The sequence below is a fragment of the Amycolatopsis lexingtonensis genome, assembly GCF_014873755.1.
In the GTDB taxonomy this organism is placed as follows: Bacteria; Actinomycetota; Actinomycetes; order Mycobacteriales; family Pseudonocardiaceae; genus Amycolatopsis; species Amycolatopsis lexingtonensis.
This window is the reverse complement of the sequence record NZ_JADBEG010000001.1, coordinates 10083987-10100535: the sequence shown is the minus strand read 5'-3', so window position 1 is coordinate 10100535 and position 16549 is coordinate 10083987. Positions and strand designations below refer to the sequence as shown.

Genomic DNA, 16549 nt, shown 5'->3' with positions numbered 1-16549 from the left:
GATCGACAATCCGTCCGTCAGCCGCGCTTCCACCTCGGCCAGCGGCGCCGCGACCGAGACCATCCCGCCCCGACCGGCCAGCGCAAGGATCGCTTTACTGCGCAACGCGACCACCCGGGCACCGTCCTCAAGGGACAGCGCACCGGAGACGACCGCCGCGGCGATCTCGCCCTGCGAGTGCCCCACCACCGCGTCCGGGACGACGCCGTACGAACGCCACAGCTCCGCCAGCGACACCATGACGGCCCACAGCGCAGGCTGAACCACGTCGACCCTTGCCAGCAAAGAAGCATCGGCCAGAACATCGGGGAGCGACCAGTCCACAAAGGACGACAAGGCGGCGGCGCATTCGTCCAGCCGGGCCGCGAACACCGGCGACGAAGAAGCCAGCTCCAGAGCCATCCCGGCCCACTGCGAACCCTGCCCCGGGAACACCAGCGCCACCTTGCCGCGGGCGGAAGCCTCACCGGTGACGACGCTGGGACTCGGGTCCCCGGCCGCGAGCGCCGCGAGCCCACCCTCCCCGGTGACCACCGCGCGGTGACTGAGCAGCGCCCGGGACTTCACCAGCGAATACCCGACGTCGGCCGGGTCGCCGTCGTGCTCCAGCAGCGCGGAAGCCTGAGCCCGCAACGCTTCAGCCGAACTCGCCGACAGCACCCAGGGCGCCGGACCCGAGGTCACCCGCGGAGGCAGCTCCGGTTCCTCCGGCGCCTGCTCCAGGATGACGTGCGCGTTGGTCCCGCTGACACCGAACGACGAGACGCCGATCCGGCGCGGCTGCCCGGTCTCCGGCCACGGCGTCGGCTCGGTGAGCAGCCGCACCTCACCCGCGCTCCAGTCCACTTGGGACGACGGCGCGTCGATGTGCAGCGACTGCGGCAGCACGCCGTTCCGCATGGCCTGGACGGACTTGATGATCCCGGCGACACCGGCGGCGGCCTGCGTGTGCCCGAGGTTCGACTTCACCGAACCGAGCAGCAGCGGCCGGTCGGCGGCGCGGCCGCGCCCGTAGGTGGCCAGCAACGCCTGCGCCTCGATCGGGTCGCCCAGCGTGGTGCCGGTGCCGTGCGCTTCGACGGCGTCGACCTGCTCGGCCGACAGCTGCGCGCGGTCGAGCGCGGCCCGGATGACCCGCTGCTGCGACGGCCCGTTCGGCGCGGTCAGGCCGCTGCTGGCACCGTCCTGGTTGACCGCCGAGCCGCGGACGACGGCGAGCACCGGGTGCCCGTTGCGGCGCGCGTCGGACAGCCGTTCGACGAGCAGCATGCCCACGCCCTCACCCCAGCCGGTGCCGTCGGCGGCGTCGGCGAAGGGCTTGCAGCGGCCGTCGGCGGCGAGGCCGCGCTGGCGGCTGAACGCGGTGAACGTGCCCGGCGTGGCCATCACCGTGACGCCGCCGGCCAGTGCCAGGGAGCAGTCGCCGAGCCGGACCGCCTGGCACGCCAGGTGGAGCGCGACCAGCGACGACGAGCACGCCGTGTCGATGGTGACCGCCGGCCCTTCGAGGCCGAGGGTGTAGGCGATCCGGCCGGAGGCGACGCTGCCCGCGCTGCCGTTGCCCAGGTAGGCCTCGAACTCCGCGAACACCTCGGGCGCGAGCAGCAGCCGGGCCGCGTAGTCCTGGTACATCACGCCCGCGTAGACGCCGACCTTCTCACCGCGCACCGACGTCGGGTCGATGCCCGCCCGCTCCAGCACCTCCCACGAAACCTCCAGGAGCAACCGCTGCTGCGGGTCCATGGCGAGCGCTTCCCGCGGGGAAATGCCGAAGAAGCCGGCGTCGAAGTCGGCCGCGTCGGCCAGGAAAGCGCCTTCCCGGGTGTAGCTGGTGCCCGCGCTGCCGGGGTCTTCGTCGTAGAGCGCTTCGAGGTCCCAGCCGCGGTCGGCCGGGAACGCGCCGACCGCGTCCTCACCCGCGGCCAGCAGGTCCCAGAGCTGTTCGGGGGTGCGGACGCCGCCGGGGAAGCGGCAGCTCATGCCGACGATGGCGACCGGCTCCTGCGCGCGGTCCTCGTTCTCCTTCAGCCGCCGCCGCGCCTCGCGCAGATCGGCCGTGGCCCGCTTGAGGTAGTCCAGGAGCTTCTGTTCGTTCGACATTCAGGACATCCCCAGTTCGTCGTCGAGGAGGTCGAAGATCTCCTCGGCGGTGGCGTCGGCCAGTTCCGTGCCGGGTTCGTCCCGGCGGTCGTCGGTCGCGGTCCAGCGGGCCAGCAGCCCGCGCAGGCGCTCGGTGATCAGGTCGCGCTCGCCCGCGCCGGGTTCGGTCGCGGCGAGCACCGCGGCCAGCCGGTCCAGTTCGGCGTGAACGGGCAACGCGGCCTTCGCCCCGCCCGCGGGCAGTTCGGCGCACAGGTGCTTGGTGAGCGCGTCCGGGTTCGGGTAGTCGAAGATCAGCGTGGCGGGCAACCGCAGCCCGGTCACCGCGTTGAGCCGGTTGCGCAGCTCCAGCGCGGTGAGCGAGTCGAAGCCGAGGTCGAGGAAGCCGCGCCCGGCCTCGACGGCGTTGCCCGACGCGTAGCCGAGCACGGCCGCCACCTGGGCGCGCACCACGTCGTCGACGACGCGGGGCTGCTCGGCTTCCGGCAGGCCCGCGAGCCGTTCGGCCAGTCCCGGCCCGGCCGGGACGCCGTCGCGCACGGCCCGCCGCGAAGAGGTCCGGACCAGCCCGCGCAGCAGCGCCGGGACCTCGGGCCGGGCCCGCCAGGCGGCGAGGTCCAGCGCGACCGGCATCAGCAGCGGCTCGCCCGTGCTCACCGCGAGGTCGAACAGCCGCAGCGCGCGGTCGGTCGGCAGCGCGCGGACGCCGGACCGGCCCAGCCGCGACACGTCGTCGTCGCCGAGGTGCGCGGTCAGGCCGCTGCGCGCCTCCCACAGTCCCCACGCGAGCGAAGTCGCGGGCAGCCCCCGGCCGCGGCGGTGCTGGGCGAGGGCGTCGAGGTAGGCGTTGGCCGCGGAGTAGCCGGCCTGACCGGCGCCGCCCATCGTCGTCGCGAAGGAGGAGAAGAGGACGAACGCGTCGAGGTCGAGGTGCGCGGTCAGCTCGTGCAAGTGCTTGGCCGCCAACGCTTTGGGCCGCAGCACGGTGTCGAGCCGCTCCGGGGTCAGCGCTTCGAGGACGCCGTCGTCGAGCGCGCCCGCGGCGTGCACCACGGCCGTCAGCGGGTGCTCCGCCGGGATGGTCGCCAGCGCGCTTTCGAGGGCGGCCTTGTCGGCGACGTCGCAGGAGAGCACGGTCACCGAGGCACCGGCCAGCTCGTCGGTGACGGCGGGTGCGCTGCGGCTGAGCAGCAGCAGGTGCCGGACGCCGCGAACGGTCACCAGGTGCCGGGCGAGCAGCCCGCCGAGCACGCCGCTCGCGCCGGTGACCAGGACGGTCCCGTCCGGATTCCACGTGTGCTCCTGCTTCGGCGGGGTCGCGCGCGCCAGGCGCGGCACCCGGAATTCGCCGCCGCGCAGCGCCAGCTGCGGCTCCCCGGACGCGGCGGCCGCGCCCGCCCAGGTGGCCAGGTTTTCGGTGGTGTCGACGTCCAGGAGGACGAACCGGCCGGGGTGTTCCGACTGCGCGGACCGCACCAGGCCCCAGACGGCGGCCGCTTCGGGATCGGCGGGTGCCTCCCCCACGGCCGACTCGGTGACCAGCACGAGCTTTCCGTCGTGTTCGCCGGCCAGGAACTCCTGCACGGTCCCGAGCGCCTCGACGATCGCGTCGCCGCTGAATTCCGCGTACGCCACCGGGCCGGGCTCCCCGAGCGGGACGGCCGCGGTGGCGGGCTCGGTGTCGAGGCGCTGCCAGTCCAAAGTGAACAGTGAGTCGGTGCCGTGGTCCGCCGCGGCGGCCAGCTGCCCGGCCGAAATCGGCCGCATGACGAGGGAATCCGCCTCGGCGACCGGGGCGCCGCTCTCGTCGGCGACGGCGACCGAGACGCCGTCCGCGCCGAGCGCCCCGAGCCGGACGCGCAGGGTGGTCGCCCCGGTCGCGTACAGCCGGACGCCGGTCCACGCGAACGGCAGCCGGGCGCCGGCCTGGGCGCTGGTCAGGCCGATCGGGTGCAGGGCCGCGTCGAGCAGGGCCGGGTGCAGGCCGTAGCGAGCCGCTTCGGCGCGTTGGTCGTCTGGCAGGACGACCTCGGCGTAGAGGTCGTCGCCGTGCCGCCAGGCCGCGCGCAAGCCCTGGAACGCCGGGCCGTAGCGGTAGCCGTGGCCGGCGAGGGTGTCGTAGTGGCCCTCGACCGGCAGCGGTTCCGCGCCCGCGGGCGGCCACGCGGTCAGGCTGGTGCCCGGCTCGGCGCCGACCGCCAGGATCCCCTCGGCGTGCTGGGTCCAGTCGGCGTCGTCGTTCGGTCGCGAGTGGACGGTCACGGTGCGGCGGCCGTCTTCGTCGGCGGCCTCGACGCGGGCTTGGACGGCCACGCCACCGCGGCGGGGCAGGACCAGCGGTGCCTGCAGGGTCAGCTCTTCGACGGTGGCGCAGCCGACCTGGTCGCCGGCCCGCACGGCCAGCTCGACGAACGCGGTGCCGGGCAGCAGCACGGTGTCGCCGACGGCGTGGTCGGCGAGCCACGGGTGCGTGCTCAGCGAAAGGCGCCCGGTGAGCAGGGTGGCGCCGGTGCCCGCGACGGTCACGGCGGCCCCGAGCAGCGGGTGCCCGGCGTCGGTGAGGCCGAGCCCGCCGGCGTCGCCCGCGGTCGTGGCGGTCCACTGTGGCCAGTAGCGGTCCTGCTGGAAGGGGTAGGTGGGCAGGTCGGTGAGCCGGGCGCCGGGGAACGCCGGGGTCCAGTCGACCCGGACGCCGTTGACGTGCGCTTCGGCGAGAGCGGTGTGGAAACGGGTCAGGCCGCCGTCGTCGCGGCGCAGCGAGCCCAGCGCGAGGACGTCGTCGCCGAGCGCCATGGTCAGGACGGGGTGCGGCGACGCTTCGATGAACGTGCCGAAGCCCTCGCTCTTCAGCCGTTCGACCGCGGTGTCGAGGCGGACCGTGCTGCGCAGGTTCGTGTACCAGTATTCGGCGTCGACTCGTTCGTTCCACTCGCCCGTCACCGTCGAGATGAAAGCGATTTCGGCTTCGCGGGGAGTGATCGGGGCCAGCACCTCGCGCAGCTCGTCACGGAGTTGCTCGACCTGCGCGGAGTGTGAGGCGTAGTCCACCGGGACCCGCTTGGCGCGGATACCGTCGGCCTCGCAGGACTCGATCAGCTCGTCGAGGGCCTGCGGTGTACCGGAGACCACGACCGCGGCCGGGCCGTTGACCGCCGCGATCGACAGCCCGTCCGTGAGCCGCTGTTCGACGGTGGCGAGCGATGCGGCCACCGAGACCATCCCGCCGCGCCCGGCCAGCGCCAGGATCGCCCTGCTGCGCAACGTCACCACCCGAGCACCGTCCTCAAGGGACAGCGCGCCGGATACCACCGCGGCGGCGATCTCCCCCTGGGAGTGGCCGACGACCGCGTCCGGGATCACACCGAACGAGCGCCACAGCTCTGCCAGGGAGACCATCACCGCCCACAACGCGGGCTGCACGACATCGACCCGATTCAGGGCATCGGCATCGATCAGAACCGCCCGCAGGTCCCAGTCCACAAAGGAGTTGAGGGCGGCGCCGCATGCATCGAGGCGAGCCGCGAACACCGGCGAGGACTCGGCCAGTTCGAGAGCCATCCCCGGCCACTGCGAGCCCTGCCCTGGGAAGACCAGGGCCACCTTGCCGGGCGTACCGGCGATCCCGGTGACCGCGTTCGCCGCCGGTGTCCCCTCGGCGACGGCGGTCAGCGCGTCGGCACCGAGCACCACCGCGCGGTACGGGAACCGCGAACGGGCGGTGGCCAGCGTGAACCCGATGTCCGCCGGGTCGCCGTCCACCGTGGCGAGAGCAGCGGCCTGATCGCGCAACGCGGCTTCGGTCCGCCCGGCCAGCACCCACGGCACCGGGCCGGAGACCGGCTCGCGCTCCTCGGCCACGACGTCCGGCGCCTGTTCGAGGATCGTGTGCGCGTTGGTTCCGGAGATGCCGAACGATGAGACGCCCGCCCGCCGGGGCCGTTCGGAAGTCCAGTCCCGGGACTCCGTCAGCAGCTCGACCGCGCCCGACGACCAGTCCACATGGGACGAAGGCGCGTCGACGTGCAACGTCTGCGGCAGGACGCCGTGGCGCATCGCCATGACCATCTTGATGATCCCGGCGACGCCCGCGGCGGCCTGGGTGTGGCCCAGGTTGGACTTGACCGAGCCCAGCCACAGCGGCTCGTCGCGGTCCTGCCCGTAGGTCGCGAGCAGGGCCTGCGCTTCGATCGGGTCGCCGAGCGTCGTGCCGGTGCCGTGCGCTTCCACGGCGTCCACTTCGGACGGCGCGAGTCCGGCGTCCGCGAGGGCCGCCCGGATCACGCGCTGCTGCGAGGGACCGTTCGGGGCGGTCAGGCCGTTCGACGCGCCGTCGGAGTTCACCGCCGAACCACGCACCACGGCCAGCACCCGACGGCCTTCGCGGAGTGCGTCCGAAAGCCTTTGCACGAGCAGCATGCCCGCGCCCTCGGAGAACCCGGCGCCGTCGGCGGCCTCGGCGAACGCCTTGCTCCGGCCGTCGGCGGCGAGGCCGCGCTGGAGGCTGAAGTCGACGAACATGCCCGGGGTCGCCATCACCGTCGCGCCGCCGGCCAGTGCCATCGAGCACTCGCCGCGCCGCAGCGCCTGCACCGCCAGGTGCAACGCCACCAGCGACGACGAACACGCCGTGTCCACCGTCAGCGACGGGCCCTCCAGCCCGAACACGTACGACAGGCGCCCGGAGACGACGCTGGCCGCGTTGCCGACGCCCGCGTGCCCTTCCAGCTGCTCGGTCGAGCGCTCCAGCAGCGCCGGGTAGTCCTGGCCGTTGGTGCCGGCGAACACGCCGATCCGTTCGCCCCGCACGGAAAGCGGGTCGAGCCCGGCGCGTTCGAAGGCCTCCCAGGACGTCTGCAGCAGCAGGCGCTGCTGCGGGTCCATGGCGAGGGCCTCCCGCGGCGAGATGCCGAAGAAGCCGGGGTCGAACCGCGTGGTGTCAGCGAGGAACCCGCCCTCGCGGGCGTAGCTCTTGCCGCTCGCCCCGGGCTCGGGGTCGTAGATCTCCTCGAGGTCCCAGCCGCGGTCATCCGGGAACGGCGTGATGCCGTCGCCGCCCGCCGCGACCAGCCGCCAGAGGTCTTCGGGCGAGCCGACGCCGCCGGGGAACCGGCAGCCGATGCCGACGATCGCGATCGGTTCGTCGGTGGCGATCCTCGCGGTGGTTTCCGCGGTCGTCTCGCGGCTGCCGAGGAGTTCGCCGAGGTACCCGGCGAGGACGGTGACCGTCGGGTGGTCGAACACGAGGGTCGCGGGCAGCCGCAGGCCGGTCGCGGTGGCGAGCCGGCCGCGTAGTTCGACCGCCGTCAGCGAGTCGAAGCCGAGTTCGGAGAAGGCGCGCTCGACGTCGACCCCGGCCGGCGAGGCGTGCCCGAGTACGGCCGCGGCCTGCGCGCGGACCAGGTCGGTCAGCACGCGGTGGGCTTCGGCCGCGCTCAGCCCAGCCAGCTGGGCGGCGAACCCGGTGGTCTGGACCGGGATTTCCTCGGCGGCTTCCGGGATTTCGGCGAGCAGTGGCCGCGACCGGGCGGCCGCAAACGCGGGAGCGAACCGCGCCCAGTCCACGTCGGCGAGGACCACGGTCGTGTCGTCGTGGTCGAGGGCCCGGCCGAGCGCGGTCAGCGCCAGCTCGGGATCGAGCGGCGGCACGCCCTCGGCGACCAGCCGGTCGCGGTCGAAGCCTTCGTCGGCATCCCAGACGCCCCAGGCGATCGACGTCGCCGTCGCGCCGCGAGCTCGGCGCCGCTCGGCGAGCGCGTCGAGGTGCGCGTTGGCCGCCGCGTAGGCGCCGTGGGCGCCGCTGCCGACGACCGCGGCGATGGACGAGAACAGCACGAACGCGTCGAGGTCGTCGGGCAGGAGCGCGTCGAGGTGGTCGGCCGCGCTTGCCTTCACGCGGCAGGCGCGCTCCAGGAGTTCCGGTCCCGTCTCGGCCAGCGGGGCCAGGTCGGTGACGGCGGCGGCGTGGAACACCGAGCGGACCGGACCGTGTGCTTCGAGCACCGCGGCCAACTGGTCGCGGTCGGCGACATCGCAGTACGCCTCGACCACTTCGGCGTCGCGCAGGGTTTCCACACCGGGCAGCGCGGCCGCGGCGAGCACGATCTTGGTGGCGCCCCGGGTGATCAGCCAGCGCGCGAGCCGGACGGCCGCGTGGCCGTCGGCGTCGGTGACGAGCACCGTGCCCTCGGGCCGCCAGCGCCTCGCCGGTTCGCCGGTTCCGGCGTGGATCAGCCGCCGCGCGAACACTCCGGACGCGCGCAGGGCCACCTGGTCTTCGCCGGTGGTGCCGGTCAGCACGGCGGCCAGCCGGGCGCCGGTGGTCTCGTCGAGGGACGGCGGCAGGTCGACCAGACCACCCCAGCGGGCAGGGTGTTCGAGCCCGGCGATCCGGCCGAGGCCCCAGACCTGAGCCTGCGCGGGGTCCGGCACCTCGTCCGGTCCGGCGGCCACCGCGCCCTCGGTGAGGAGCCAGAGCGGGGCGTCGACGCTGGTCAGTTCGAGAGCGGTCGCGGTGTCGGGCCGGACGGCCACCACGCCAGTGAGGTTCTCGTCGTCCTCGACGAGTTCGGCGCCGTGGGCGGCGAGGATCTCGCGGACGTCGTCGCCGTCCCCGACGACGCGCCAGCGGCCGGTGAGACGGCCCGGCGACGTCGTGACGGGACGCCAGGTGATGCGGTAGCGCCAGGAGTCCGTAGTGGACTCGTCGTGACGCCGGTTGCGCCACTTCGCCAGCGCAGGCAAGACGGCGCCGAGCGGGGCGTCTTCGGCGAGGTCGAGGACGCCCGCGAAGGCCGGGACGTCCTGGTCGCCGACGACCTCCCAGAACCGCTGGTCCGCGGGGTCGGCGTGGACCAGCTCGGCTTCGGGGACGTCGAGCCAGTACCGCTCGCGCTGGAAGGCGTAGGTGGGCAGGTCGGCGGGGACGACGTCGGGGAACGCCGGGGTCCAGTCGACCCGGACGCCGTTGACGTGCGCTTCGGCGAGGGCGGTGTGGAAGCGGGTGAGGCCGCCGTCGTCGCGCCGAAGGCTACCCAGCGCCGTTACGTCCTCCCCGAGCGCCATGGTCAGCACGGGGTGCGGCGAGGCCTCGACGAACGTGCCGAAACCCTCGCTCTTCAGCCGCTCGATCGCCGTATCGAGGCGGACGGTGCTGCGGAGGTTGGTGTACCAGTATTCAGCGTCGACTGTTTCGTTCCACTCGCCCGTCACGGTCGAGATGAAGGCGATGTCCCCTTGGCGGGGCACGATGGGGGCGAGGACGTCGAGGAGTTCGTCCCGCAGCCGCTCGACCTGCGGCGAATGCGAGGCGTAGTCCACCGGCACGCGCTTGACGCGGATGTCGTCCGCACGGCAGGCCGCCATGAACTCGTCCAAGGCATCTGGCGTGCCGGAAACCACCACGGCTGCCGGTCCGTTCACCGCCGCGACCGAAACACCCTCGATCAGCCGTTCCTCGACGGCCTCCCGGGACTCCGCCACCGAGACCATCCCGCCGCCACCGGCCAGCGCGAGGATCGCTCTGCTGCGCAATGCAACCACGCGAGCGCCGTCCTCAAGAGACAGCGCACCGGAAACCACGGCAGCGGCGATCTCACCCTGCGAGTGCCCCACCACCGCGTCGGGGACCACGCCGAACGAGCGCCACAGCTCGGCGAGGGAGATCATCACCGCGAACAGCGCGGGCTGGACCACGTCCACGCGGCTGAGCGCCTCCGCGTCGTCGAGCACCTCCCGCAGCGACCAATCCACAAAGGACTCAAGCGCCAGGCCGCATTCGTCGAGCCGGGCCGCGAAGACCGGCGAGGACTCCGCGAGTTCCAGCGCCATGCCCGCCCACTGCGCACCCTGGCCCGGGAAGACCAAGGCGACCTTGCCCGGAGTGCCCGCCTCGCCGGTGACCACGTTCGCCGCCGGAGCACCCGCCGCGAGCGCGGTGAGACCGTCCGTGAGATCGCCGACAACGACCGCGCGGTGCCGGAACAGCGACCGGGTCGACACGAGTGCCGCCCCGACCGACGCGGCCGGCAGGTCGCCCCGGCCGAGCAACGCGGCAGCCTGCGCCCGGAGCGCGTCGGGCGTCCGGCCGGAAAGCACCCACGGCACCGGACCCTCCGCCACCGGCTCGGCCACGGGCTCGGAAACGTGTTCGAGGATCGCGTGTGCATTGGTCCCGCTCACCCCGAACGACGACACCGCCGCGCGCAGCGGCCGGTCCGACGTCCACTCGCGGGACTCGGTCAGCAGCTCCACCGACCCGGCCGTCCAGTCCACATGGGACGAGGGCGCGTCGACGTGCAGCGTCCGCGGCAGCACGCCGTGCCGCATCGCCATCACCATCTTGATGACGCCGCCGACACCGGCGGCGGCCTGCGTGTGGCCGATGTTGGACTTCAGCGAGCCCAGCCACAACGGCGTCGGGCGGTCCTGGCCGTACGTCTCCAGCAGCGCCTGCGCCTCAATCGGGTCGCCGAGGGTGGTGCCGGTGCCGTGTGCCTCGACGGCGTCCACTTCGGACGTCGTGAGGCCCGCGTTCGCCAGTGCCTGGCGGATCACCCGCTGCTGGGCCGGGCCGTTGGGTGCGGTGAGTCCGTTGGAGGCGCCGTCCTGGTTGACGGCCGAGCCACGGACGACCGCGAGCACCGGGTGGCCGTTGCGCCGGGCGTCGGAAAGCCGTTCCACCAAAAGGAGACCCGCGCCTTCGCCCCAGCCGGTGCCGTCGGCGGCGTCGGCGAACGACTTGCAGCGGCCGTCCGCCGCGAGGCCGCGCTGACGGCTGAACTCGACGAACAGCGCGGGCGTCGACAGGACGGCGACACCACCGGCCAAAGCCAGGTCGCACTCACCCTGGCGCAGCGACTGGCACGCCAGGTGCAGCGCCACCAGCGACGACGAACACGCCGTGTCCACGGTGATCGCCGGGCCTTCGAGACCGAACGCGTACGCGATCCGGCCCGAGGCGACACTGCCGGCACTGCCGTTGCCGAGGTAACCCTCGTAGTCTTCGAGTCCACTTCGGACGTTCTGCAGCCGCGTCGCGTAGTCCTGGTACATCACGCCGGCGAACACGCCGGTCCGGCTGCCGCGCACCGACTCCGGCACGATCCCGGCGCGCTCGAATGCCTCCCACGCGATCTCCAGCAGCACCCGCTGCTGGGGGTCGGTCGCGGTCGCCTCGCGCGGGGACATGCCGAAGAACTCCGCGTCGAATTCGGCTGCGTCGTAGAGGAATCCGCCTTCGCGGGCGTAGGACGTGCCACCGTGCGCTGGGTCATCGTCGAAGAGGTCGCCGGGCCAGCCGCGGTCCGCGGGGAACACCGAAACCGCGTCGCGGCCCTCGGCGACCAGCTGCCAGAGGTCGTCCGGGGAAGCCACCCCGCCCGGGTACCGGCAACTCATCGCGACGATCGCGATCGGCTCGTCGGCCTCGGCCGGGCGCGTGACGGCGGTCCGGTCCGTCCGCCCGGCGAGGTGGGCGGCGAGCACCGCCGGGGTGGGGTGGTCGAACACCAGGGTCGCGGGCAGCCGCAGGCCGGTGGCCGCGGCGAGGCGGTTGCGGAGGTCGACCGCGGTCAGCGAGTCGAAACCGAGGTCCTTGAACGCGCGGCCCGGGTCGACCGCCTGCGCCGACGCGTGCCCGAGCACGGCCGCCACCTGCGTGCGGACCAGCTCGACCAGTGCTTCTTCGGTGATTTCGGCCAGCGCGTGTCCCCCGGCCGCGGCGGTCCGCCGCACCGGCGGGAAGAGCCCGCGGAACAACGGGGAGACGGCGCCGTCGGCGGCCTGCCGGCGCAACGCGGCGGCGTCGAGCGCGATCGGGACGAGCGCGGCCGGGCCCGCGACGACGGCGCGGTCGAACAGCGCGAGGCCGTGCGCGGTCTCGAGCGGGCGCACGCCGGACCGGCCGAGCCGGTCCCGCGCGCGGTCGTCGAGGTGCCCGGTCATGCCGCTGGCCTCGGCCCACAGGCCCCAGGCGAGCGAGACGGCAGGTTTCCCCGCTGCGCGGCGCCGCTGGGCGAGGGCGTCGAGGTAGGCGTTGGCGGCGGCGTAGTTGCCCTGCCCGCTGCCGCCGGTGGTGCCCGCGGCGGCGGAGAACAGCACGAACGCGGCGAGGTCGCCGGTCAGCTCGTCGAGGTTGCGCGCGGCGTCGGCCTTCGGGCGCAGCACCGCGTCCAGCCGCTCCGGCGTCAAGGCTTCGACGACGCCGTCGTCGAGGACACCGGCGGCGTGCACGACGGCGGAAACCCGGTGCGCGGCCAGTACTTCCGCGAGCCGGTCGCGGTCCGCCGCGTCACAGGCGGCGAAGACGGCTTCGGTGCCCGCGGCGGCGAGGTCCGCGGCGAGTTCGGCCGCGCCGGGTGCTTCCGCGCCGCGACGGCTGAGCAGCACCAGCCGCCGGACGCCGTGCTCCCGCGCGAGGTGCCGGGCCATGAACCCGCCAAGCATGCCCGAGGCGCCGGTCACCAGCACGTCGCCGTCGCCCCAGTCCGGAGTCTCGCCGGTGGCGGTGGCGCGGGCGAGCCGGGGCACGAACACGCGGCCGTCGCGGACGGCCGACTGCGGCTCCGGCGGGACGACCGGGCGGTCCGGGTCGTCGGTGTCGAGCAGCGCGAACCGGCCCGGGTGCTCCGACTGCGCCGAGCGCACCAGGCCCCACGCGGCGGCGAGGTCCGGGTCGGGCGCTTCGCCGTCGTGGACCGCGACCGCGCCGCTGGTCACGAAGACGAGCACCTCGGCGCGCTCGGTGGCGAGCCAGTCCTGGACGAGGCCGAGCACACGGTGGACCGGCGCACCGGTGAGCGGCTCGAAGACTGCGTCGGTGCCGCCGGTTTCAGTGGTTTCGGTCCAGCCGACGACGTACAGGTCGTCGGCGGAGCGGTCCAGACCGCCGGCGGGCAGCGGGCGGAAGGCCAGCGATTCCGCGGACGCGACCGGCGCGCCCGCCGGGTCGGCGACCTCGACCGCGATCTCGTCGGTGCCGAGGCGGGTCAGCCGGACGCGGAGCGCGGACGCGCCGGTGGCGTGCAGGGCGAACCGCGTCCAGGCGAACGGGAGCCGGGCTTGTCCGTCCCCTGTGGACATCAGCGCGAGCGGGTGCAAGGCCGTGTCCAGCAGGGCCGGGTGGAGGCCGAAGCGGGCCGTGTCCGGCGTGTCGACCTCGGCGAAGATCTCGTCGCCGCGGCGCCACGCCGCCCGCAGTCCCTGGAACGTGGGCCCGTAGTCGTAGCCGGCGGCCGCGCGGAGGCCGTCGTAGAACCCGTCGAGGTCGATCCTGGCCGCGCCCTCGGGCGGCCAGGAGTCCAAAGTGAACCCGGCTTCGGGCGTGCCGGGCGCGAGAACACCGGTGGCGTGCCGGATCCACGGGTCGTCCTCGTCGCGGCGCGAGTGCACCTCGACGGCGCGCCGTCCGGTCTCGTCGGCCGCGCCGACCCAGACCTGCAGCGCGCGCGTGTCGCGGGCACCCAGGGTGAGCGGGGTTTCGAGGGTGAGTTCTTCGACAGTCCCGCAGCCGGCGCGGTCACCGGCCTGGACGGCGAGTTCGACGAAAGCCGTACCGGGCAACAGGATCGTGCCGTGCACGGCGTGGTCGGCGAGCCACGGCTGGGCCTGCGGGGAGACGCGGCCGGTGAGGACGAGGCCGTCCCCGGCGGCCAGCGCGACGGCCGCGCCTAGCAGCGGGTGCCCGGTGGCGCTGAGGCCGAGAGCACCCGCGTCGCCCGCGTCCGCGATGACGTCGGGCCAGAAGCGTTCGCGCTGGAAGGCGTAGGTGGGGAGGTCGGTCGTGCGGGCGCCGACGAAGGCGGGGGTCCAGTCGACGGCGACACCGTGGACGTACGCCTCGGCGAGCGCGGTGTGGAACCGGGTCAGCCCGCCGTCGTCGCGGCGGAGACTTCCCAGCGCCGTTACGTCCTCGCCGAGCGCCATGGTCAGCACCGGGTGCGGCGACGCCTCGATGAACGTGCCGAAACCCTCGCTCTTGAGCCGCTCGATCGCCGTGTCGAGACGGACCGTGCTGCGCAGGTTCGTGTACCAGTAGTCGGCGTCGACTCGCTCGTTCCACTCGCCCGTCACCGTCGAGATGAACGCGATCTCGCCTTCGCGAGGAGTGATCGGGGCCAAGACCTGTCGCAGCTCTTCGTGGAGTTGCTCCACCTGCGGCGAGTGCGAGGCGTAGTCCACCGGGACCCGCTTCACGCGGATGTCGTCCGCGCGGCAGGCCGTCATGAACTCGTCCAGGGCGGCCGGGGCACCGGAAACCACGACGGCGGCGGGGCCGTTCACGGCCGCGACCGAAACGCCCTCGATCAGCCGTTCCTCGACGGCCTCCCGGGACTCCGCCACCGACACCATCCCGCCGCCACCCGCAAGCGCCAGGATCGCCTTGCTGCGCAACGCAACTACGCGAGCACCGTCCTCTAGGGACAGCGCACCCGAGACCACGGCGGCGGCGATCTCGCCCTGCGAGTGCCCGACCACCGCGTCCGGGACCACCCCGAATGAACGCCACAGCTCGGCCAGCGAGACCATCACCGCGAACAGCGCGGGCTGCACCACGTCCACCCGGGTGAGCGCTTCCGCGTCCGCCAAGACCGCGCGGAGCTGCCAGTCCACAAAGGACTCGATGGCCGTCGCGCACTCGTCCAAGCGGGCGGCGAACACCGGCGACGACTCCGCGAGTTCGAGCGCCATCCCCGCCCACTGCGAGCCCTGGCCCGGGAAGACCAGCGCGACCTTGCCCGGCGCCCCGGCTTCCCCGGTGACGACGTTCGCCGTGGGAGTGCCCTCGGCCAGCGAGGTCAGCCCGGCGTGGAGGTCGCCGACCACGACCGCGCGGTGCGGGAACGCCGTACGGGTCGTGACCAGGGAAAACCCGATGTCGGCGGCGTTGGCGTGGTCGTGGGCGGCCAATGCGGCGGCCTGCGCTTTGAGGGCGTCCCCGGTCCGTGCGGAGAGGACCCACGGCACCGGCCCGGTCTCCACGCCTTCGGGCTCTTCGGTGACCGGGGCAGCTTCGAGGATCGCGTGCGCGTTGGTGCCGCTCATGCCGAAGGCGGAAACACCCGCGCGGCGCGGCTCACCGGTCTCCGGCCACGGCCGGGCCTCGGTGAGCAGCCGGACGCCGCCGGACGTCCAGTCCACATGCGACGTCGGGGCGTCGACGTGCAAGGTTTGCGGGAGGACGCCGTGGCGCATCGCCATGACCATCTTGATCACGCCGGCGACGCCCGCGGCGCCCTGCGTGTGGCCGACGTTCGACTTCAGCGAGCCGAGGAACAGCGGGTCGTCGCCGCTGCGGGCGCGGCCGTAGGTGGCCAGCAGGGCCTGCGCTTCGATCGGGTCACCGAGGGTGGTGCCGGTGCCGTGCGCCTCGACCGCGTCGACCTGCTTCGCCGACAGCCGCGCGCTGGCCAGCGCCTCGGTGATCACGCGTTCCTGCGCGGGGCCGTTGGGCGCGGTCAGGCCGTTGGAAGCGCCGTCCTGGTTGACCGCCGAGCCGCGGACGACGGCGAGCACGGGGTGGCCGTTGCGCTGCGCGTCGGACAGGCGTTCCAGCACCAGCATGCCGGCGCCCTCGCCCCAGCCGGTGCCGTCGGCGGCGTCGGCGAACGACTTGCAGCGGCCGTCGGCGGCCAGGCCGCGCTGGCGGCTGAACGCGACGAACGCCGCCGGGGTGGACAGCACGGTCACGCCGCCGGCGAGGGCGAGCGAGCACTCGCGGCGACGCAGCGCGTGGCACGCCCAGTGCAGCGCGACGAGCGAAGAGGAGCACGCGGTGTCGACCGTGACGGCGGCACCGGTGAGGCCGAGGAAGTAGGCGAGCCGCCCGGAGACGACGGCGGTGGCGGTGCCGGTCAGCAGGTGCCCTTCGACGGCGTCCCCGGCGCCGCGCATGAGGTTCGCGTAGTCCTGGCCGGTGTTGCCGACGAAGACGCCGGTCTCCGAGCCGGCCAGCGAAGCCGGGTCGATGCGGGCGCGTTCGATGGCCTCCCAGGTCGTCTCCAGCAGCAGGCGCTGCTGGGCGTCCATGGCGAGGGCTTCGCGCGGCGAGATGCCGAAGAACCCGGCGTCGAAGTCGGCGACGTCGTGCAGGAACCCGCCGGACGCGGTGTGCGAGGTACCGGGCCGGTCGGGGTCGGGGTCGCGGAGCGCGTCGAGGTCCCAGCCGCGGTTCTCCGGGAACCCGGTGACGGCGTCGGTGCCCGCGGCGACCAGGTCCCACAGGTCCTGCGGCGACCGGACGCCCCCGGGCAGCCGGCACCCCATGCCGACGATCGCGATCGGCTCCTGCTCGGCGTCCTCGACCGCCTGCAGCCGCTGGCGCGTCTGGTGCAGGTTGGTCGTGACCCACCTGAGGTGCTCGCGCAGCGTCTCCTCGTCGGCCATGTCAGAGCCACCAGCCTTTTCTCCAGCGAACTGCGGAACCCCGCCGATCAATCTGCAGGCTATGGGA

2 protein-coding genes (1 of these 2 running past the window's edge) are annotated in these 16549 nt (G+C 73.8%); both read right to left on the bottom strand.

The genetic code is table 11. The annotated features are described in order from the left end of the window. Nucleotides 1-2100: the beginning of a type I polyketide synthase gene (locus tag H4696_RS50550; RefSeq protein WP_225956005.1), read on the bottom strand. 13059 nt of this gene lie to the left of the window's left edge; only the first 2100 of its 15159 coding nucleotides appear in the window; it begins with the start codon at nucleotides 2098-2100; its stop codon lies off the left edge, out of view. Continuing rightward, nucleotides 2101-16482, bottom strand: a complete 14382-nt coding sequence (locus H4696_RS46580) for a type I polyketide synthase (RefSeq protein WP_086861851.1) — start codon at nucleotides 16480-16482, stop codon at nucleotides 2101-2103. Nucleotides 16483-16549: the final 67 nt, after the last annotated feature.